Genomic DNA, 20,767 nt, shown 5'->3' on the forward strand with positions numbered 1-20,767 from the left:
AACGAAGATTTGTGTAGGGCGGACCGATTCAATCCCAGAGTGGTCCATCGGGTAGTTCCTGGAGAGCGGGATACGGCACCGTCTCACCGACGCCGCGCAGCCCGGGGACAAGCGGACTCGGCAGTGTGGCGAACGACGCCTGCCGGTCGCCCGGTTGGGATACCCGCTCGGGCGCATCGACGTCCACCAGCGACGTCTCGACCGCCTCGTCCCAGCTGGCGACCACGACGGTACAGACGTCTTCACCGTCGAGCACCTCGCGCCAGTGCACCGCGCTGTGCCGGGAGAACACTTCGGTCAGGGCGGAGATGACAGCTTCTTCGTTTCCGGCGTCGTCGTGGAATTTCTCGTCGAGCCCCACGAGGGCGACCAGACGATCCCAGAACTTCTGTTCCAGTGCAGCACAGGCGATATGCCGACCGTCACTCGTCGGGTAGATGTGGTAGCGCGGGCTACCGCCGGTCAGTTGTTCGGCGCCGGGTCGTGGCCAGGACCCGCCGGCCTGGTGCGCTGCGAAGTATCCGTAGCTCAGGACCTGCAGGTTGTGGGCCATCGACACCTGAATGTGCCGGCCCTTGCCGGTCTTGTCGACCTGGCGCAGTGCGAGCAGGATGTTCACCACCGCCGGGTACGTACCTGCAGCGATGTCCGCCAGCACCGTGACCGGCAGCGAAGGTGATCCGGACGAGTCTCTGACGACCCCGAGCAGTCCGGTCTCCGCAAGATAGTTGAGGTCGTGTCCTGCCCGAGCAGCGTGCGGGCCCGTCGGCCCGTATCCGGTGATGGAACAGTAGATCACGCGGGGATTGACCGATTCGATCGCGTCGAAACCCAAGCCGAGGCGATCCGCGACACCTGGCCTGAACTGCTCGATCACCACATCGGCTTCGGCAGCGAGCTCGACGACGCGGTCCCGTTGAGCGGGATCCTTGAAGTCGACACCGTACGCGCGCTTACCTCGATTGAGGACAGCATAGTTCGCACTGGCGTCACCGAATTTCGGCTCGTACGAGCGCATTTCGTCACCGCGACCGGGTCGCTCCAACTTGACCACGTCGGCGCCTGCCTCGGCGAGAAACAGCGTCGCGAGCGGGCCGGGCAACAGCGTCGACAGGTCGAGCACCTTCACCCCGTCGAGGGGCAGATCGGTGTCGGTCACAGAACCATCTCCCGCAACTTGAACTTCTGGATCTTTCCGCTCGGTGTCATGGGCAACTCGGGCATGCTGACGACGCGTTCGGGCAGGTAGTGCTTGGACATGCCCTGTTCGAGGAGGTACGCCGACAGGGTCTCCACGGTGAAGTCGGCGAACCCGTCCTTGACGACGATCACTGCGCACACCCGTTCACCGAGTCGCTCGTCGGGAATGCCGATGACCGCGACGTTCAGCACCTCGGGGTGATCGAAAATGGCCGATTCCACGTCGGTCACGGGGATGTTCTCCCCGCCCCTGATGATGATGTCCTTCGTGCGGCCGCGCAGGGACAACCAACCGTTGCCGTCCACACTCGCCCGATCACCGGTACGAAACCACAGCCCCGGGAGGTACGAATCCTCGGTCGCGTCACGGCGATCGTAATAACCGAAAACGACACCCGGTCCCCGCATCAACAGATCCCCGACCTCGTCGGCTCCGACCTCGACACCGTCGGGATCGACGACCTTGACCGCCGATCCGGCGAACAGCGACCCGTCGGTGCGCTGAATCTCGGACGGTGAATCGGGCGTGCACGAGCTCATGATGCTGCACTCGGTCAACCCCCATGCCGGGCAGATGTAGGCACCCAGTGCAGCCTGCGCCTGGGCGGGTAGATTTCGTGGTACCGACGATCCTGCGACCACGATGCACTTCAGCGGACAGTCCGGATCGCCCGCGAGGCTGGTCCGCATCATGTCCTGCAGGAAGGTCGGGGCTCCGAAGAAGCTCGTGACGCCTTCCTCGCGGATGACCTGAACACCCCACACCGGATCCCAGCGATCGACGTGCACTGCGGTTCCGCACAGCAACGTCGTCAGGACGATGCCCCATTCGAATCCGGTATGGTGCCCGGCCGGCGATGCCACCAGTTGCACCATCGGATCACCCCAGACGTCGGCACCGACGTGCTCGGCCTGTCGACGAGCCGAGTAGATCAGCGTGTCGTGACTGTGCATGGCGCCCTTGGGCTCTCCGGTCGTACCCGAGGTGAACCCCAGGTAGCACAACCGGCCGGGCTCCGGGTCCGCGAACCGCCGAGTCGGAGTGTCCGCGTACGACGACCAGAGGGACTCCCCCGCGCGTAGATCGCTCGCGTCGTCGTCGATGATCACGACGTGTTCGAGCGCCGGAATCTGTTCACGCAGAACGCGGGAGAGCTCGAGATGCTCCGTACTGCGCCACCGACGCGGGATCACAAGCACTCGGGCTTTGCTGCGTCGCAGGATCGCCGCGGCCTGCTGCTCTCCGTAGGCGACAGGAATGCCGGCGTAGATGGCGCCGATCTCGTTGATCCCGAACACCAACTCCGCGTACTCGACCCAGTTCGGCAACATCAGTACCACTGCATCACCGACACCGACGCCGAGGGAAGACAGGACGCTGGCGGCGTGGGTGGCGTTCGCGTCGAACTCTGTGTACGAACGGGTGACGCGGTCACCGTCGGATCTGCGTCCGACGAGAGCCTCGCGGTCCGGGTACCGAGATGCGGCCTCGGTGAGCAGTGATCGAATCGACCGGTTCTCCCACCACCCGGCCTCGCGCCACTGCGCTGCTGTTTCCTCGTCGATCGGGGTGTATTGACCGTCGAGGAGGTCTGCGATCGGCGAGAACGTATCCGCGCTCATCACGCGTCCTTTCGTAGTGCAGAGGCCACCGGCGCGAGTCCGACCAGGCTTCTGGCTGTGAACAAAGCTGCGCCGCTCGAATCTGCTGCGGCCCGCAGAGATACAGCGTCACGCAATCTGCGTTCGGCGCTGTACTCGGTCAGATACCCGTACCCACCGTGTGACTGCAGCGCCTTGGCTGCCACGTCGATCGCAGTGTCACACGCAGCTCGTAGCGCGGCCAGCACCGCCAGCTCACCGTCCGCACCGTGCGCCGCGAGAAGAGAGACCGCCGAGTGCGCGGCCTGGTCCAGAATCGACTGCCGCACAGTCGGAATGGCAGTCAGCGCGTCTCCGAACTGGCGTCGCTCGGTCGCGTACTCGAGCGCGTCGTGCGCTGCGCCCGCTGCCAACCCGGCGGCGACAGTTGCCGCGCCCCACCGCAGCCGAGAGCGAGCCGATGCCACATCGGCGCCTGCGATCTCGTGCCACCCGCCCGCGCCCGCGTCGATGTCCAGCGCACGTGTGAAGGCGCCACCCAGACCCGTTCGGCGCAATGGCTCGGCGTCGATAGCCGTGGGTTCGATCACCAGCGCGGTGTCCTCCGTCCCGAGAACCACCACGTAGGGGTGCTCGTGGGCAGCGTCCACCCGGGCGATACTGCCGGACAACCCATCACCGTCGCGTCCGAGTCGCACGTGCACCGACATCTCGTCGACGACTGCGACCGCCGCGGATCCTTCGTGGACACGGGTGCACAGGTCGGTGAATCGTTCGTCGCCCGCCAACACGTCGACAGCGGCGTGTGCTTGAACCGACGCCCATCCGAGCGCAGGCCACGAGCGGCCGAGCCGCTCGAACACCACGGACGTCGTCACGCGGTCGGCCCCGCCTCCGCCGGCATTCTCGGCCGTACCCAGGGTCCAGACGCCGAGGGCGGCAAGTTCACCGACCAGGTTCGCAACGGTCGTCGTATCGTCGTGCAGGACGAGGTCATGTGCCTGGGAGAACGCATCGAGCATGGTCTGAAGGTCCAGTTCGTCGGGCCCCAGTTCCGTACCCCACCAACTGCTCTTGACGGTCACGACCAGAATCTTTCGGTGTCGGGCTGACGACGAGCACCGAAGGCTTCGCTCATCTCGTGTGCCTCCTGAGACTGCAAGTACAGGCTCAGATGCTGATCGTGAGCCATCCGGGCCTGTCCGGACACGCCGTTGTGGCGTGCCGAGAACGCGCCCTTCATACCGCCGATGGCGAGGGGGCTGCGCGTCGCGATCTCCTGAGCAACTTCGGTGGCACGGGAGGACAGTTCCTCCGCTGACACCACCTCGTTGACCAAGCCCATTCCCAACGCCTGATCGGCGGTGTACTTCTTGTTCAAATACCACATCTCCTTGGCACGTTTACGGCCGATGGTGTCTTCGAGGTACCAGCTGCCGTAGCCGGCGTCGAAGCTGCCGACCATCGGTCCGACCTGCCGGAACAGTGCATTGGACGAGGCGATGGTCAGGTCGCACACCGTGTGCAGGACGTTGCCGCCGCCGACTGCAAATCCGTTGACCGCGGCGATTATCGGCTTCGGGATGGTGTCGATGGCTTGGTAGACATCGATGATGGGCAAGACCTGCGATTGATCCAGCGAGGTGACCGGATCGTGCTCACCACCGATGCAGAAGAACTTCTCCCCCGCTCCGGTCAGGACCGCCGCACGCAACGATCTGTCCAGACGTAGCTTCTGCATTGCGTCGAACAGTTCGAGGCAGGTCTGATGACGGAACTTGTTTCCCGCCTCGGGCCGATTGATGGTGATCGTCAGGACCGGGCCGTCGACCGTCGTGAGGATGTCTTCGTATGTCATGTCAGTGGCCCTTCGGGGTCGTGTCGTCGGTTCGGAATCCGTGGCCGTTCTTGTTGCCCAGGCGCCCCGCCGCCACCATTTGCCGCAGCAGCGGCGGCGGCGCGAACCGCTCGTCCAGGGTGGCGTCGTAGGCGGCCTGCGTGGCGTGCAGATGAACGTCGAGGCCGATGATGTCGAGCATTTTCAGCGGGCCCGTCTTGTATCCGAGGCCGAGCTCGAGGGCGACGTCGATGTCCTCCGCGGTCGCCAACTCGTTGTCGAATTCTCCGATGACGTCGTTCAGGTACGGCAACAGAAGTGAATTGACCAGGAAGCCCGGCCTGTCCTTGACGACGACTGGGCTCTTGTTCTCCAGCGAGTGCACCAGCTCGACCAGACGGTCGATCAGATCGTCGTCGGTTTGCAGCGCCCGAACGACCTCGACGGTCTTCATCACCGGCGCCGGGTTGAAGAAGTGCAATCCGGCGACCCGTTCCGGGTTATCAAGGCCTGCAGCGAGGTCGGTCACGGACAATGCCGAGGTGTTGGTCAGAATCGGAACGGCGGGCCCGACGACGTCCGCCACCGAAGCGAGGAGCCCCTTCTTGACGTCGGGGTTCTCGCTCACCGATTCGAGGATCAGGTCGACTTCGGCCAGGTCCGCGATCGACGTGGTACCGGCGATCCGCCCCAGAACAGCGTCCTTCTCGGATTCGGTGGCCTTGCCGCGTTCGATGCCTCCGTCGAGAAACTGTGCGATCGAGGCCGACCCGGCGTCGATGCGCTCGCGATCGGTCTCGAGAACGATGACCGTGCGGCCGGATGCCGCGAAGACCTGGGCGATTCCCGCCCCCATGGTGCCGAACCCGAGGACGCCGATCGTGGGAAATTCCGGTGTTGACTCACTCATTGCTGCTCCTCAGGATCCGAAAAGTCGGGTGTCGTCGTAGTCGTAGAATCCACGTCCGGTCTTACGGCCGAGATCGCCTGCGGCGACCATGCGTTCGACCATCGGGGGCGGGAAGAACTTCGGGTCACGGAGTTGCTCGTACAACCTCGTTGCGACCTGTTGATGAATGTCCATTCCCACGATGTCGAGCAGACGGAACGGGCCCATCGGGTGCCCGAGCGATCCGAGCACGGCCGCATCGATGGATTCCTTGGTTCCCAGACCGGCGTCGAGAGCTCTGATGCACGAGTTCTCCCACGGAATCAAGAACCGATTGACGATGAAGCCCGGACGATCCTGGGTGACCACGCTGGTCTTGCCCAGCGACGCCATGAACTCGATCGTCGCCTTGTGCGCCCACGTCGCCGTGTGGCGTCCGTCGGCGACCTCGACCAGTTTCATCAGCGGCGCCGGGTTGCAGTAGTGCGTCCCGACCACTCGTTCCTGATGCTTCGACCCCGAGGCGATACCGGTGACCGACAGTGTCGACGTATTGGTGTGGAACAGAGTCGATTCCGAGACGATGTCGTCGAGCGAGGCGAAGAGATCCTTCTTCAATTCCAGGCTCTCGTAGACGGCCTCCACGACCACCTCGCACGGCGCCAGGTCTTTCAGGTCGGTGGTTCCCACGATCCTGTCCTTGGCGCGCTGCCCGGTCTCGGCGTCGAGCTTTCCGAGCGCGATGCTCTTGTCGAAGAACCCGTGCACCGTATCGATGCCGCGCTGCAAGTTCGCGGAATCGATGTCGAAGAGGATCGTTCGGTGTCCCGCGCGCGCCATGACGGTCGCAATACCCGACCCCATGGTTCCGGCGCCGAGTACAGCTACGGTCTTGCTCTCGTTGTTCATTGCTTCTCCTGGGTCTGTCATCGGACGCTCTGGCCACCGTCGATGACGATGACTTCGCCGGTCATGAAGCTCGATTCGCTACCTGCAAGCAGGAGAAGCCACGGCCGTAGTTCGTCGGGTTGTCCCATCCGGCGGGCCGGAATCGCGCGAACCACGCGGGCCAGAGAATCAGGATCCTCCCGCATGTCGGCGTTGAGCGGGGTCGCGAAATATCCGGGCGCAATGGCGTTGACCTGCACATCATGGCGCGCCCACTCGATCGCCATCGAACGGGTGAAGGCAATGACCCCGGCTTTCGACGCCGAGTACGCACCGTGGTTGGCAACGCCCTGCAGTGCGAAGTTGGACGCGATGTTGACGACCTTGCCGGAACGCTGCGCCACGAAATGCCGACCGGCCGCTCGTGTTGCCAGGAAGGTACCGCGAAGGTTGGTGGCGACGACGCGATCCCACTCGTCGGCCGACTGATCGATCAGCGGAGTCGATGCCACGATTCCCGAGTTGTTGACCAGAATGTCGACCCTACCGAAGGTCTCGACGGTAGCTTCCACCATACGTTCGACGGACGACTCGTCGGTGATATCGGTAGGGCACGCAAGCGCCTGCCCACCTTCGGCTTTGACGCCGTCGACGAAGCTGTCGAGTTCGCTGACGGTCCGCGAGGCAACCGACACCGAAGCTCCTGCGTCGACGAGTGCGTGGGCCATCGATCGACCGAGACCGCGGCCGGCTCCGGTGACGATGGCGACTTTGCCTGCCAGCGGGGTGGTGGTCATGACAACTCCTTCAGCGAGCGTGTTGTTTCGCGTCCGATCAGCAGACGTTGAATTTCGTTGGTGCCGTCGTAGATCTGGGTGATCTTGGCGTCGCGTAGGCATCGCTCGACGCCGATGTGTGCCAGGTCCCCGTATGGCCCGAGGATTCGAGCGGCCTCGACCGATGCCTCGAATCCGAGGTCCGTGCAGGACTGCTTCATCACACCGATCTGCCCCGGGGTGACACCGGGGTCGGTGTCGACGAGACGCGCAGTGGAGTGCAGCAGCAGCCGACCCTGCAGGATCTTCCCGCGCAGATCTGCGAGAGCGAAGACATGCTCGTCGGGAATCTTGTTGCCGTAGAGCATTTTCAGGCATGCAAGCGTTCGCGCGTAGGCCGACCGTGCGATACCGACTCCCTGGGCAGCCGCACTGATACGACTCTTGACGACCGACCCCATCACCACCGACCACCCTTTGCCCTCTTCTCCGAGAAGGTTGCGGCGCGGAATCGAGGCATGATCGAAGAACAGTTCTGCGGTACTCGAACCGTTCATTCCCATCTTGTGGAAAGGCTGTCCACCCGTCACACCGTCCCACCCGCCCTCGACCACGAACGCGGTGATGCCATCGCGCTTGCGGGCACGGTCGACGGTGGCGAAGCAGATGATCACATCGGCTCGATCGCCGGTGGTGATGAACGTCTTCTGTCCCGTCAACGACCACCCCTCGGCTGTGGGAGTCGCGGTGGTGGTCATGCTGGCCACATCGGACCCTGCGTCGGGTTCGGTGATACCGAGCGAGCCGTAGGCCGACGCGTCGAGCAGACCCGGAATGTACTGTTGCTGCAGCTCTTCCGAGCCGGCGATGAAAATCGGATACGCCGCGTGCATCTGCGTCATGAACACGAGACTGGTCGCAGCGCATCCCGCAGTGATCTCCTCCATCGCAACGGCGTACGCGACGTTGGTATCGCCGGTGCCGCCGAGGTGTTCGGGAAAGATCAGTCCGCAGAGCCCCGCCGCCGCGAGCGCCTGCACACTGTCGTGCGCGAAGGTATGCGTCGCGTCCAACTCCGCAGCGCGAGGCGCGACCTCACGCGATACCACCTCGCGAGTGAGTGCACGGATGTCGCGCTCACGCACTGTCAGTGAGATGTCCGCAGCCGGCTCGTCGAGCAGTGCATGCAGTGCAACATAGGCTTTGGGATCGGTGGCCATTGCCAGTAGATCGATGCTCATCGTCTATGCCTCCGGGTTGTCGAACCGCGCCGGGCGGCGCTCGAGGAATGCGCTGATTCCTTCGGTGGACTCGTCGCCGGCCACGGCCAGTGCGGCCAGACCGGTTTCGATGGCCAGGCCTGCGTCGAGAGTGGAGTCACGACCCGCCCCGACGGCGGAGAGGATGCTGCGTACTGCGTCGGGTCCTTGCGCAGCGATTTTCTCCGCCAGGTCGAGTGCAGTGGGCAGAAGGTCGTCCGGACTGGTCGGCGGTATCGGGGTGAGCCCCAGCTCGAACGCCCGCGCGGCGCTCAGGCGGGCACCGGTCAGCATCATGTACGCCGCGGTGCGTTCACCGATCGCACGAGGCAGCCGCTGCGTACCGCCGTATCCCGGTATGAGTCCGAGTCCGGACTCGGGCAACCCGAGCGATGCCGATGTCGACAGAACGGGAAAGGTCGCGGTGAGGGCGAGCTCGAATCCACCGCCGAGCGCGAGCCCGTTCACTGCGGCAATGACCGGTATCGGAAGTTGCTCGATCAGACGAAACGCACGCTGACCGTCGGTCATCGTCCGCCGCGCCGTATCCGGCGTCATGCCGGCAAGCTCTTTGAGATCGGCCCCGGCGCTGAATGCCTTTTTGCCCGAACCCGTCACGATCACGGCACGCGTCGAGCGATCGGCCGCGGCATCGCTCATGGAGGCCAGTAGCGCACCGATCACGTCCGCGTTCAGAGCGTTGAAGGCCTCCGGGCGGTCGATGGTCAATGTGGTGACGGAGCCGGATCGCTCGGTCGTGACAACGCTCATGAGATGGTCTGTGCTTTCTTGGCTGTGGATGCAGCGACAACCGCGTCCGAGGCGATCAAGGCGTCGACCTCGTCGGGTTCGTAACCGAGCCCGAGGAGGACCTCCCGCGAATGCTCACCGAGATCGGGGAATCGCTCGTTCCGCGGGGGGACCGTCGCAAGCCGAAATGGACTGTGCACCGTCACCAGCTGGTCCGCGGAGTCCGGCACGTTCATCAGTGAGCCGCGCGCAACGACCTGCGGATCCTTGACCACTTCCGACAACGTCTGGACCAGGGATGCCGGAACGTCGATCTCACCGAACACTCGAAGCCACTCCGCCGCGGTCCGGCCCTGGAGCTTCGCCGCGGCCTGCTCGGTGATTCTCGCGCGTCCGGCACGACGCCCGGCGTTGTCGGCAAGCGACGGATCGGCGGCGAGATCGGTCAATCCCAGAGCCGTGCAGAATCTCTGCCACATCGAGTCGTTTCCGATCGCGACGACGATGGTGCGATCCGACGCCTCGAACGTCTGATAGACGGCGAGTACCGAGTCGGTTCCACCGCTCGGGGCAGGCTCGGGCTCACCTGCGTGGAACGCGGCGATCCTCGGCGCCATCAACGCAAGGTCGGTGTCGAGCAAGGACACGTCGATGGTTTCGCCCTCACCGGTCCGTGCCTGCCGCACGAGTGCCGCGTTGATCGCAATGGATGCGCACATTCCGGTGACGACGTCGGACAGTGCCGTGGACACGCGCTGCGGGCTCCCACCCGCTGCGCCGGTCACCGACATCAATCCCGAACGCGCCTGGGCAACAAGATCATAACCGGGCAAGCTACTGTCCGGACCGGTCAACCCGAATCCTGACATCGCACAGTAGATCAGCCTGGAGTTGCGTGCCCGCAGGGATTCTCCGTCGATTCCCATGCGCTCCAGTTTCGCAGGATTCATGTTCTGCAGGAAGACATCGGCGTTGTCGAGCAAACGAAAGAGGACTTCGCGTCCTTCTTCGGTCCGCAGGTTGAGTACCAACGACTTCTTGTTGCGGTTGGCCGATGCGAACCAGGCGGAGGTCCCGTCGACGAACGGCGGCCCCCACCCCCGCGCATCGTCACCGTGGCCTGGGCGCTCGACTTTGATGACGGACGCACCGAGGTCCGCCAGGTACATCGACGCCGTCGGGCCGGCGTACGAAGTGGTCATGTCGACCACGGTCACTCCATGCAACGGGCCCTGGTTCTCGAGGTTCATATCTGTCCTTCGTGTATCGAACGTGTTCGACGCCGTGCGCCACGCCGGTGGCGACGTGGCGCACTGGGGCTCCGAAGATCACACGTTGCGTGCGACATCGCTGTCGGTCGTCGCGGCCCTGGCCGAGCCGGCCCGGTCGTGGTCACCAGGTGTTTCCACCCAGTTGATTTCGTCGTTCTTGGACTCTCGCGACAGTCCGACGGCGACGATGGTGAGCAGACCGCCGATGGCGATGTAGATCGACAGTGGCCATGCTGCATCGAAGTGATCCAGCAGTGCCGCGGCAATGAACGGGACAGGAGCGCTGAAGGCCAGGCCACCGATGGTGTACGCGATACCGGCGCCGCTGTAGCGCAGCTGGGTGGGAAAGATCTCGGGCAGAAAGCTCGCCTGCGGCCCGTAGGTGAGCGCATGGCAGATCGGTAGCGCCAAGAACAGTGCGAAGAAGATCGCCAGCGTGTTGTGCGTGTCCAGCAGCCAGAAGAACGGGAATGCCATGAGCGTCGTCGCAGCGGCGCCGACCATCATGATCGGGCGACGGCCGAAGCGGTCACAGAGGGTGCCGACGTAAGGAATCGTGAAGATCTGAATGAACGAGGCAACGCAGACTGCGCCGAGCACGGTGTTGCGCCCCACTCCCTCGTCTGCTCCGTAGGTGAGCGCGAAGACAGTCGCCATGTAGAACGGAATGTTCGCTGCGGCAATCGAAAGCGCTCCGAGGAAAACGCCCTTTCCTGCACGCTGGAACACGACGGCGGCGGGGTAACGCTCTTCTTGCTTGCTGTTCTTGAGTTCCTTGAACGCCGGTGAGTCTTCGATCTTCAGACGGATGTAGAGACCGGTCAGCACCAGCAGCGAGCTGAGCAGGAACGGAACACGCCATCCCCAGGAAAGCAGGTCTTCCTCCGGAAGCTGCTGGACGAAGTAGAACATGCCGGTCGCCAGAACCAAGCCGAGCGGGACCCCGACCTGCGGCCAGCTTGCGTAGAAGCCGCGCTTGCCCTTGGGTGCGTGTTCCACTGCCATCAGGACTGCACCGCCCCATTCTCCGCCGAGGGCGAGGCCCTGAAGCAGACGGCACAGGACCAGCAGGATCGGCGCCAACATTCCCACCTGATCGAATGTGGGAAGCACACCGATGGCCACGGTACCGGCGCCCATCAGCAGCAAGCTGGTGACCAGCATCTGCTTCCGCCCGACCCTGTCGCCGAAGTGTCCGAAGATCAGAGCACCGAGTGGGCGCGCCACGAAGGCGACGCCGAAGGTCGCGAACGACGCCAGCGTCCCGACCAGCGGGCTGAGGTCGGGAAAGAACAGTTTGCCGAAGACGAGGGCGGCAGCCGTGCCGAAGATGAAGAAGTCGAAGAACTCGATCGTCGTACCGACCAGACTCGCCGTGGCAACTTTCGTGATCGATGCCTTCGGCGGTGGCGAAGTGGTGCTCATTGATTTCCTTCCGGGGCCGATTGCCTCGCCGCACTGTGAGGTGGCCGCGACGGCGTCTATTCGGTGACGGCTGTCACGTTAGACGTAAGGAGACCGATTGTGCAAGGTCCAACATTTACGAATATGTACAACACCACCACCGCAGGTTTTCGCGGCCTGCCCGACGAGTTTCGCCGGAAGACGAGATCATCGTGTCATCTCGTAGGCCGATTCGGACCGATACGTCCGACTGAATGCTCCGACATGAGAATCACCGGTACATTGCGGGTCGCGAGCGTCGGGTCGCCACCAAGAGGTCCGACGCCACACAAGCTCCGAGAGGGTGCATGGACAAGAAACTTCGGGCCGACACACAACGAACGCGGGACCGTCTTCTCGACGCCGCAGGACGCCTCATCGAGGAACGAGGGCTGGACTTCTCGCTGCCGGACCTCGCTCGCGAGGCAGGGGTGAGTACTGCGACGGTGTATCGACATTTCGACGCGTTGATCGAAATTCGACGGCAGTTCTACGAGCGCGCCGTGTCACGACTGCTGGTGGAATTGGACGCGTTGGCCGAGAATTCGGCCGGGTTTCGCCTGTACTACGCGGTGTGCGCACGGGTGGTCGAGTACTACGAGACGTGGGCACGGCCTGCGTCGGTCGTCAGGTCTTCGCGTGGTTACCTGGAGAGGCTCAACGAAGGCGACGGTGCCATCGCGGAGCACTACGCATTGTTCGAGCGAGTGTTGACGAACTTGATCGAACTGGGGATCGTCCCCGACCAGAATCGGCCGACGGCACTGTTGCTGTGGGCCACGGTGTTCGACGAGCGCGTCTACTTGGACTTCAGATTCGGACAGGGCCTGTCGATCGACGACACGTGCCGAACGATGTCCCACAGCGTCCTGGCGATACTGCGTTCTCCGCCGATGCACGGACTTCTGCCGAATGATGGGGTCGATGGATGGTAACGTGCGTCACGGATGCCAACGTCCAACATTAACCGTGGTGGCATAAGGGGAACTGACGGATGCCGATCGAAAGTGAAGTCGCACGCAAGCCGATAGGGCAAGCAGTCCTGCGGCCTCGCCAACAGGTCGAAGAGACGATCAAATCGGCCATCCTGTCGGGCGACCTCAAGAGCGGCGAGATGCTGCCGCCCGAAGCCGAACTGGCCCGTCAGTTCAACGTCAGCCGAACTACGTTGAGAGAAGCACTTCGAGTCCTGTCCTCGCAGCACCTGATCCTCAAGGTGCCCGGCGCTCGCGGCGGAAACTTCGTCCAGTCCGTCGACTTCCGATCCCTGGGAACGGTCATGACCGAAGCCGTCGACAACCTCATGACTCTGGGAAGCATCCGCTTCGAGGAGGTCGCCGACGTCCGGCAACAGCTCGAGGTACCCGCCGTGCGGCTTGCTGCGGCGAACCGCAGCAGCGAGGACCTGGCTCGACTGTCGGACATAGTCGCACGCCAGAAGTCGGCCTCGGTCGACGATCCCGAGATTCCCGACCTCGACCGACAGTTCCACACGCACATCGCCCAGGCGTCCGGCAACAGAGTATTGGCCTCGTTCGTCGCCACACTGCACCACGCCACCGAGCCGGTGCACTACCTCGACCTTTCCCCGGAAGTCGGCAGAGACACCGTCAGACAGCACGCAGCAATCCTGCGCGCCATCAAGAACCAGGATGCCGACGCAGGCGAGGTCGCGATCATCGAGCACCTGACCTACCTACGTCGACACATCCTCGCGCATCGCGAAAACTGACGCTGCAGAACGCGGCAGACGACCAGATCTACGTTGCTGAAGTCTATTTGCCGGCGAGACCCGTTGCTGCTGCGAGGTATTCACGTGCGTCTCGAAATGTCTGCGTCACGCCGCGTCCCGCGACGGCGCGGTACCGACTGATCTGGTCGTCGTCGAGAAGATCGAGCACCGTGCTGGAATCCACGTGCATCCATCCACCGTCGCGGACCAGTTCGTGGGCGCGTTTGCCCTGCAGGGCAGAAATGCCCTCGACCCGGATTCCATTCGGGTCGGTCGACGCCGCGAGGTAGTAGGCCTTCTTGCCGGGGTAACCGGCCTTGACCTTCGCACGTAACCGCAGGACCGCGTCGGCCGCGTCGTCGATGGCAGACGACTGTTCATCGGAGCCCGACTCGGCAGCAGCGACTCGCGCAATCTCCGCATCCAGTCCAGCAAGCAATGTGGCCAGGTATTCGAGATCGCTCATCGCCTCATGATGCCCTACGACGCAAAGAAAATATCGGCGACCAGATCTAGCCCGACGATGGTCCCGTCGGCGTGCACACCACCGAGCATCGTGGCACGACGATCGCTCACAGCACTCGACGACGTCGAGCAACACCTGACCGTGCTGCTCGATCACCACCTCACCCAGGCAAACCCTCGCCGACAGCGGTGCCCCCGTAGAACAGGCAGACGAAACTCATCTCCACCTGCACTGTGCGGGTCATACGGCTGCGCGTACTTCATCGCACTCGCGTGCCCACCTGACGGATACGCGTAATCGGTTGCTGCGCCCAATGATTCCCACGGACTTCGCACGACGAGGGATCCGCCACCTCACGGCCGCATGAGCGCTCGGAGGTCGTCAGCCGGCGCTGCCGCTGCCGAGGAGTGCACCGAGATCCGGTGCCGTCGGTGCCGGATCTCCGATCGTCACGATGGGGGAAGCCTGCTGCACGGTGTAGGAGACCCACGGCGTGGTGGCCAGGACCTCTGCGAGGCCGGGATAGTCGGAAACCCAGACTGTGGCGGGGTCTACGTTCTCCGTGGCGCATGTGGCGAGCGCGACGTACGTGCCTGCGGGAATGCCGGTGACCGATTGCGTGCTTACTCCGCTCTGTCCAGCGTCGTCGTTCGAGTACAACGTTTGACCGCTGCCGACGATCTCCCAGACCGGGGGTAGTACGCCGCCTGGTGCGGCAGCCAGCGAAGTAGCGCAAGTCAGTGTGCTGCCGGAATTGTTGGTGATCGTGTTGGTCACCGTCGACCCGTCAACCGCGAATTGGTAGGTTACATCCGATGCTCCCGTCGCCGACGCGGTCGCGGGAATGGCCAATAGCACGGGGGCGCAGACACATGCACCGAGCAGGAACCGGTTGATCGATCGCATCGCAATCCTCTTCGTCGAGTGAACAATGTTCGAGTTGTCAGCATGCCGCAAAAAGAACCAAGCGGCACCTTTCGGACCGAACGCCGACGAATGACATGAGAATCAAGCAAGAGAACCGCAACCCGGCCGCACAATTGCAGTCCAGTGCACCCCGTTCCACACGTTCGAAACCGACCGCGTGTGCGCCCGATCGACTTTCTGTCAAGAGCCCCCTCGGCGTCGGCAGCCGCGGTGGATGCGGCTGTTGCCGGATCCGGCCCAGCGGACATGTGCAGCTCGCCGAACAGTCAGCACTCGGGTGCGCCCTGCCGAGGTGAGAACTGCGCGAAACGGTGACGGATCCGCGTCGTCAGTCACCACAAGTGCACATTCCTCTGCGATGTCCACTACTTCATGGATGTCCACAGCATCATGCCCGTTTCAGTACCCGTCGTCCTCGCAGTCACCCCTCGACGTCCCGTTCGCATCAGCCTCTCTCGGACCGCACCACGACGACAGCAGTGACGCTTTGCGGTCAACACATATCGGATCACGCGTCTACGCGTCGAGCAATGCTGGACTGCGGCCGGTCGCAGTGGACATCTCAGAGCTCGATCACGATAGCTCCCCGGCCGAGACGAAGCGCGTCGGTTACGTCGGAGTATCGGTCACCGTTGCACTGACCTCACTGACGGCGGCGACGAATTCGACGGCGATCGAACGAAGGCGGCGATTGGTGTTCTGAGACCGAGTGGACAGGATGTCGAAGGCCTGGTCGGGTCCGATGCGGTGCAGAGCCATCAAGATCCCTTTTGCCTGCTCTATCGGGGCCCGATGTTCCATAGCGGTACGCAGGCCGTCCACAGTGTCCTGGGCGGCGCCGATCCGTGCGAAGTCGCCGACGGCGGATCCGATCGCGGCCGTCAATGCCGCCAGCAGGGATCGATCGATATCGTCGAAAGCATGGGCAGTGCGGCTGTAGAGGTTGACGGCACCGAATGTCACCTGCGCCGACGAGATAGGTTCGGCGACAATCGAATGCACACCTGCAGCGCGGGCGGTCGGCCCGAAGTTCGGCCATCGCTCGTCGATCACATCGCAGTCCGCGACCACTGTTTCCGGCGTGCGAGCAGCGGTCAGGCACGGCCCGGAATCGAGGTCGTACTGCTCGAGGTCGATAGCCATCGTCGAGTCGTCGGTCGAGCACGCTGTGAAGCTTCGGCCGTCGACGTCGATGGTGACACTGGCGTGGTCGACATCCCCGATGTGCTCGCACGCTGCTGCGACGAGCCGGTCGAGGGTTTCGAGGACATGGTCGTCGTCGCGGATCGAGTCACCGATCGAAGCGACCACCGCCCCGAAGCGAGCGGCAGCCGCGCGAGTTGCGTCATCGGCGGCAGCGAGGCTCTCGCCCTCCGCCGTACTGGCATCAGTGACCACAGAATCCTTCACCAACAGATTCGACCACACGATCATCCGGAACCGGAATCGAATGCGCCGCCGATGCTCGAGTTACCGCAGGGGGCCAGGTTTGGGTACGCGGCAGTCGTGGCATCCGAGCTGCCGGTACCCCGCTACACGGACGTACCGCGGCGCGGGGCGCTGTCAAGAAACCGGCAGCGCCCCGCGCCACCCCGACACAGGCACATCCGCCTGGTCTACTCCGTCCCGACAACCTCGAAGCGAGGGGTCGATGGATACGCATCGTCGTCGAACGGGACTTCGATACGCTGCTCGACGAAATCTGCTGGCGCACACTCGCAGGCTCCATCGGGCCACATCACCGGATCGATCATTTGTTCATCACCCCGTTCTTTCGTGGACGTGAAGCGCCACAACGGATATCGACACCAGACTGACCGCGGCGGTCAGGTCGACTGCGTCTCGATCGACCGTTGACCGTCGGAGGTGCCGGCGCTGATCTGGACCTTCCGCGGTTTGGCGCGCTCGGCCAGCGGGATCGTCACCGACAGGACTCCGTTGTCATAGGACGCGGAAATGCGCTCGGAGTCGACGCCGTCGCCCAGCGCGAGCTGGCGACGATATGTACCGGCGAAACGTTCCGAGGAAATCCATTGCACCCCATCAGTATCGGGTGCAGTGCGATGCGCCGTCAGCGTGAGGGTTCCGCGGTCGACATCCACATCGATCGATCCCGGATCCACCCCGGGAAGATCCGCCGACAGAACGTAGTGATCGTCGAGTTTGTACAGGTCCATCGGCATGAACCGTGGCGCACGATCGGAACCGCTCGACGTCCCCAGCATGGCCGAGGTAATGGAATCGAGGTCACGGAACGGATCGAAGCGAAGCACAGCAACCACCTCCATCAACTCCAGATGCACCCGCCCCTGTAGCGGGCTGCTCTTGACTGTGCGATACAGAAATTAGCACTCTCGCCGCTTGAGTGCCAAGATGGTTGTGCACAATTTTTCGAAAAATTTTCGGGGCAGGTGCCGTCTCACGAGGACGGCCGATGATGCTGCGCGAGAACCGTATCGGGCAGCATGCGACACATGAAGGAGCACACGCAATGACGTTGACGGCCGACAGGAACGATGCCGAGGGAACCGCCGGCGGACCGGAGGATCGGCGGTGGTGGAACCGGCGGGCATTCGACCGCCGCGAGAACACCGACTCAGCGCTGATGATCGGCGCACTGTCGATCGTGTGCTTCTGGACCCCAGGTTTCGGAGTCGCGCTCGGCATCCTCGCTCTCGGCGCCGCGCTCTGGGCCGACCGCAGTCCGATCCTCTCGGGACCTCCCGCATCACGCACCGATGCGGCCCTCGCCTACGGCGCCGGCGCCCTCGGCATCATCCTGGGAATCGGATTCCTGACGATGGTTCTCTGGTAGTCATCGGCACGCAGAATTTTCTACTGACCCCAGTGCACACGACCACCGGCAATCAGCGGAATCCTGCGGATACGCATCGATACCGTGCACTGGGGTCACCTGCAGAGGGGCCGACGCACCTCGCAACGACGAAGGCCCCGACCACGTGACGTGGTCGGGGCCTTCATGTGCGGAGCCCCCTAACGGGATTGAACCGTTGACCGCTCGCTTACAAGTATGTTGCGAGACAACCAAATACGTCCGCATGGAACCACCACAGAGGCTCTGACCTGTGTCAATCGTCCAAGCGGGACCATCCGAATCCACCGTCGTAGGTACCGACATGTGACACTCTCGTGACACTGAGACCTACTGGAGGTTGTTTGTCCTCGGCAGCCCGTGCAGTCGCTTCGCATTGTCGCTCTGATCAGTGGCCCATCCAAGGCTCCCGACCATGTAACCATCTCGACCGATTCTTTTCCTGATCGTGGAGAACAACCGCCGGCACATGACGCGGGGCCCAGCCGTTCAGAGGGTTCGGATCGTCGAAGAGCGCATTCGCGAACATGCCAGACGACGGAAAGAACGTGCCCTCGCGAGTCAGCCCACCCACGCTCAGCACCAAGACGTCAGATCTGGTGTCATCGTGCTGCTGCACGACTCGCTTCACCTCGGCCCGAAGGTCGGACCGTGTAAAGGAGTCGTGATACGCCAAGCCAATGTCGAATCCCAAGGTCGCCCGCAGGCTCGATCGGTAGTCCACAGGCAAGGCCGCCCAGGTACAGCCAACACTCCCGGCCGCGTTCTGATTTATTACAGTATTCGCCGGTATCGTGTCCGACGCTCGATGAAGTCGGCGGAGCACTTCGCCGGAGGGAGGGGACACTGATTTCAGGTGATCAATCATATGTTCAATCTCGTTACCGCGAGGCGGCAGCCGGTTTTCTCCATCCAAATTGAACCACACCGACACCATGGAACCTCGATGCTGACGAAGGCGTGGCTGCAAGCGTCCACAATCGCGAAAGAGGTGCTCCCGAAGCTGCTCGAAAAGCTTCCAACGCCCGACCGCATTCGGATACTTCGCCTTGGACGGGAGCATCAACTGTGCCGTCTCAACAGCGAATTCGCGCCCGCGAATGGACACCAAGCAGTCCGGTGGTTCGTTCCTGTGCGGCCCCGGACTGATTCGCTCAAAATTTGGTACCGATAGGTGATCGCGCACAAAAGCCGCGACGTCCTCGATTTCCTGTTCGGATTTGCTTCGACCTGCCGACCGCGCTTCAGGTAACTCCATCGCCACCATCACCACCGGCTCCTCAGTCGAATCCACAACACCCACAGCTCCGATTAGGTCGGTCAATCCAGGCGTCGACTGCCGTACGACCATGCCTGTCATCCGCATTCGTTGCTCGATCCGTATTGGAAATGCCGTGAACGAGTCCCCGTTGGTCATACGGAGAACATAGTTCAATCAAGCCGCTCAGTTAGTCTGTCCAGCGCACTTCTTCATTGTCCACTCACGCGGAAACAGGCTCATTCCTGTATAATTCCTCCGTGACGCCCCAACTTGTCCTATGTGTAAGTCCAGTTGAGCAAGCCGAACTCGCACACTGTTGCGATGTCGGGACTGCCCCGGCTCGGTCGCGTCGTGAAAACATCGGATCGTACCGGAGCGACCTGGCTCTGTCGGTATTGTCTGTTGAGCCACGGACAGGGCGACAAGCTGGAAGCCGTCGCCCGCGGACAAAGAGGAGCCCGTTCCGATGATCGCTGCAGCAGGCTTCAACGGCGTGGTCCGCTTCGACGGTCGATACGTCACCATCGAGCGAAGCGGGTTGATGGCCAGACTGTCGGTCGGGGTCGGAGAGAAGCGAATCGCTCTGTCTTCCATCCAAGCAATTCAATTCAAGAAGCCGACACCATTCGTCCTAGGGTACATCGAATTCACTATTCCAGGTGGCATCGAGGTGAATTCACGCTTCACATCGGCATCTCGACGAACGGCTGAAAGCGAGAACGCCGTAACCCTGGAGCGCAGGCACGTCCGCGACATGCTGGCATTACGCCAAGCGATAGACGACGCACTGGTAGCACCCACTCCATCTCCCCCTGCCACATCGAACCCAATTCCACCGCCTCCCCCGCACGTACCCGCGGGGTGGTACCCGAACCCCGATCGCAACGGAAGTCTCCGATACTGGGACGGACAGATGTGGACCACTCACACAGCCCCAGCGGGGTAGAGCAGAACCTATACACGACCGAATCGGTCCGGCCGAGGCCCTTACCTGTGTTTCATAAGTGCTGCATCTCGGGGCTTCGACGAAGAACGGCCCGGTCAGCTCACGCCAACGCCGGCTCGTGCCGCGTCGGCACAGCCACCACAGCCGTCGCCAGCGCCCGCGGAATTTCCACGCGGGTCTCTTCATCTCAGCAAACGACCGGGTGATGCTCCACAACTACCGATGGTCCTGGACGTCCTCCAGCGCCGAGTGGGATGCTGCGAATTGGGGTGCGCTTAGGCCAACACTGCAGGTCAGTCAGGTTGGCGTGGACGTCGATGGGCCAGGCGTCCGCGTGAGCGACCACTCTGGCCTTTACATAGACGGCTGGGGACGCATAAACCTGCGTGCCGATCTGGATGCGGGCGATAACTGGTCATGGAACCACCGGCGAACTCTTTCGATAGGATTTGAGCTCGTTATAACTATAGACGTGCCGATCATCCGGGGAATCAAATCGGCTCGGTCAACAATGACACTCCTGACAACCCTTCGTCGAATGCTGGCAATCTTTAGTGGATTCAGTGACTACAGTGCGGTGCGTACACGCTCATCGCGTCAAGAGCTCCAGTAGATCAACGCGGACCGCCATTGACGTGACAGGACCTCGCCCTTACGGGCGACGCCGATGACGTTGCGGCGGAACTC

Annotated in this window: 20 protein-coding genes; 4 read left to right on the forward strand and 16 right to left on the reverse strand. The window is 62.9% G+C overall.

Annotation, left to right across the window (positions count from 1 at the left end):
* Positions 1–28: 28 nt before the first annotated feature.
* From CH293_RS05545 to CH293_RS05595, 11 genes are all read right to left on the reverse strand, one after another.
* Entirely contained in the window at positions 29–1,159 is a 1,131-nt protein-coding gene (locus CH293_RS05545) for a CaiB/BaiF CoA-transferase family protein (protein WP_094719608.1), read from the reverse strand.
* Complete coding sequence (locus CH293_RS05550; protein WP_094719609.1) at positions 1,156–2,823, reverse strand: AMP-binding protein; 1,668 nt, start codon at positions 2,821–2,823, stop codon at positions 1,156–1,158. Before CH293_RS05550 ends, CH293_RS05545 begins: the two co-directional genes overlap by 4 nt.
* Complete coding sequence (locus tag CH293_RS05555) at positions 2,823–3,887, reverse strand: acyl-CoA dehydrogenase family protein (RefSeq protein WP_037108262.1); 1,065 nt, start codon at positions 3,885–3,887, stop codon at positions 2,823–2,825. Before CH293_RS05555 ends, CH293_RS05550 begins: the two co-directional genes overlap by 1 nt.
* A complete protein-coding gene (locus CH293_RS05560; RefSeq protein WP_094719610.1) occupies positions 3,884–4,660 on the reverse strand; it encodes an enoyl-CoA hydratase-related protein in 777 nt (258 codons plus the stop codon). The genes CH293_RS05555 and CH293_RS05560 overlap by 4 nt, the downstream gene beginning before the upstream one ends.
* A gap of 1 nt (position 4,661) precedes the next feature.
* Positions 4,662–5,549 carry a 3-hydroxyacyl-CoA dehydrogenase family protein gene (locus tag CH293_RS05565; protein ID WP_037108267.1) on the reverse strand — a complete coding sequence of 296 codons (888 nt, stop codon included), beginning with the start codon at positions 5,547–5,549 and terminating at the stop codon, positions 4,662–4,664.
* 9 nt (positions 5,550–5,558) lie between these two features.
* Positions 5,559–6,437 (reverse strand): 3-hydroxyacyl-CoA dehydrogenase family protein, encoded by an 879-nt coding sequence (locus tag CH293_RS05570; protein ID WP_094719611.1) that lies wholly within the window; start codon positions 6,435–6,437, stop codon positions 5,559–5,561.
* Positions 6,438–6,454: 17 nt separating this feature from the next.
* Positions 6,455–7,213, reverse strand: a complete 759-nt coding sequence (locus CH293_RS05575) for an SDR family NAD(P)-dependent oxidoreductase (RefSeq protein ID WP_037108270.1) — start codon at positions 7,211–7,213, stop codon at positions 6,455–6,457.
* Complete coding sequence (locus CH293_RS05580) at positions 7,210–8,433, reverse strand: acyl-CoA dehydrogenase family protein (protein WP_094719612.1); 1,224 nt, start codon at positions 8,431–8,433, stop codon at positions 7,210–7,212. Before CH293_RS05580 ends, CH293_RS05575 begins: the two co-directional genes overlap by 4 nt.
* Positions 8,434–8,436: 3 nt before the next feature.
* A complete protein-coding gene (locus tag CH293_RS05585; RefSeq protein WP_094719613.1) occupies positions 8,437–9,222 on the reverse strand; it encodes an enoyl-CoA hydratase/isomerase family protein in 786 nt (261 codons plus the stop codon).
* Complete coding sequence (locus CH293_RS05590) at positions 9,219–10,451, reverse strand: CaiB/BaiF CoA-transferase family protein (RefSeq protein WP_094719614.1); 1,233 nt, start codon at positions 10,449–10,451, stop codon at positions 9,219–9,221. The genes CH293_RS05585 and CH293_RS05590 overlap by 4 nt, the downstream gene beginning before the upstream one ends.
* 78 nt (positions 10,452–10,529) lie before the next feature.
* Positions 10,530–11,897, reverse strand: coding sequence for an MFS transporter (locus tag CH293_RS05595; protein WP_094719615.1), 1,368 nt, complete (start codon positions 11,895–11,897; stop codon positions 10,530–10,532).
* A gap of 326 nt (positions 11,898–12,223) precedes the next feature.
* On the opposite strand from CH293_RS05595, the gene CH293_RS05600 reads away from it, so the two are divergent.
* Positions 12,224–12,850, forward strand: a complete 627-nt coding sequence (locus CH293_RS05600) for a TetR/AcrR family transcriptional regulator (protein WP_176459919.1) — start codon at positions 12,224–12,226, stop codon at positions 12,848–12,850.
* A gap of 59 nt (positions 12,851–12,909) precedes the next feature.
* Positions 12,910–13,647: a FadR/GntR family transcriptional regulator gene (locus tag CH293_RS05605; protein ID WP_037108285.1), complete on the forward strand. Its 738-nt coding sequence runs from the start codon at positions 12,910–12,912 to the stop codon at positions 13,645–13,647.
* Between the two features lie 43 nt (positions 13,648–13,690).
* Here CH293_RS05605 and CH293_RS05610 read toward each other — a convergent pair whose 3' ends face one another.
* The 4 genes from CH293_RS05610 to CH293_RS05635 form a co-directional block, all read right to left on the reverse strand.
* Positions 13,691–14,113 (reverse strand): phosphate acetyltransferase, encoded by a 423-nt coding sequence (locus CH293_RS05610; RefSeq protein WP_094719617.1) that lies wholly within the window; start codon positions 14,111–14,113, stop codon positions 13,691–13,693.
* A 381-nt stretch (positions 14,114–14,494) separates the two neighbouring features.
* Entirely contained in the window at positions 14,495–15,019 is a 525-nt protein-coding gene (locus CH293_RS05620) for a hypothetical protein (RefSeq protein WP_094719619.1), read from the reverse strand.
* Between the two features lie 630 nt (positions 15,020–15,649).
* A complete protein-coding gene (locus tag CH293_RS05630; protein WP_255122707.1) occupies positions 15,650–16,438 on the reverse strand; it encodes an ANTAR domain-containing response regulator in 789 nt (262 codons plus the stop codon).
* Between the two features lie 428 nt (positions 16,439–16,866).
* Positions 16,867–17,313 (reverse strand): Hsp20/alpha crystallin family protein, encoded by a 447-nt coding sequence (locus CH293_RS05635; RefSeq protein ID WP_176459920.1) that lies wholly within the window; start codon positions 17,311–17,313, stop codon positions 16,867–16,869.
* 218 nt (positions 17,314–17,531) lie between these two features.
* Here CH293_RS05635 and CH293_RS05640 point away from each other — a divergent pair, with 218 nt between their 5' ends.
* Complete coding sequence (locus CH293_RS05640; protein WP_255122708.1) at positions 17,532–17,855, forward strand: hypothetical protein; 324 nt, start codon at positions 17,532–17,534, stop codon at positions 17,853–17,855.
* A gap of 406 nt (positions 17,856–18,261) precedes the next feature.
* On the opposite strand, the gene CH293_RS05645 is transcribed toward CH293_RS05640, so the two are convergent.
* On the reverse strand, positions 18,262–19,290 hold the full coding sequence (locus CH293_RS05645) for a hypothetical protein (RefSeq protein WP_037154200.1): 1,029 nt from the start codon (positions 19,288–19,290) through the stop codon (positions 18,262–18,264).
* Between the two features lie 310 nt (positions 19,291–19,600).
* Between CH293_RS05645 and CH293_RS28760 the strand changes: the two genes are divergently transcribed.
* Positions 19,601–20,080 carry a DUF4429 domain-containing protein gene (locus tag CH293_RS28760; RefSeq protein ID WP_052058719.1) on the forward strand — a complete coding sequence of 160 codons (480 nt, stop codon included), beginning with the start codon at positions 19,601–19,603 and terminating at the stop codon, positions 20,078–20,080.
* Positions 20,081–20,767: the final 687 nt, after the last annotated feature.

The sequence above is a fragment of the Rhodococcus sp. 14-2470-1b genome, assembly GCF_002259415.1.
Lineage (GTDB): Bacteria > Actinomycetota > Actinomycetes > Mycobacteriales > Mycobacteriaceae > Rhodococcoides.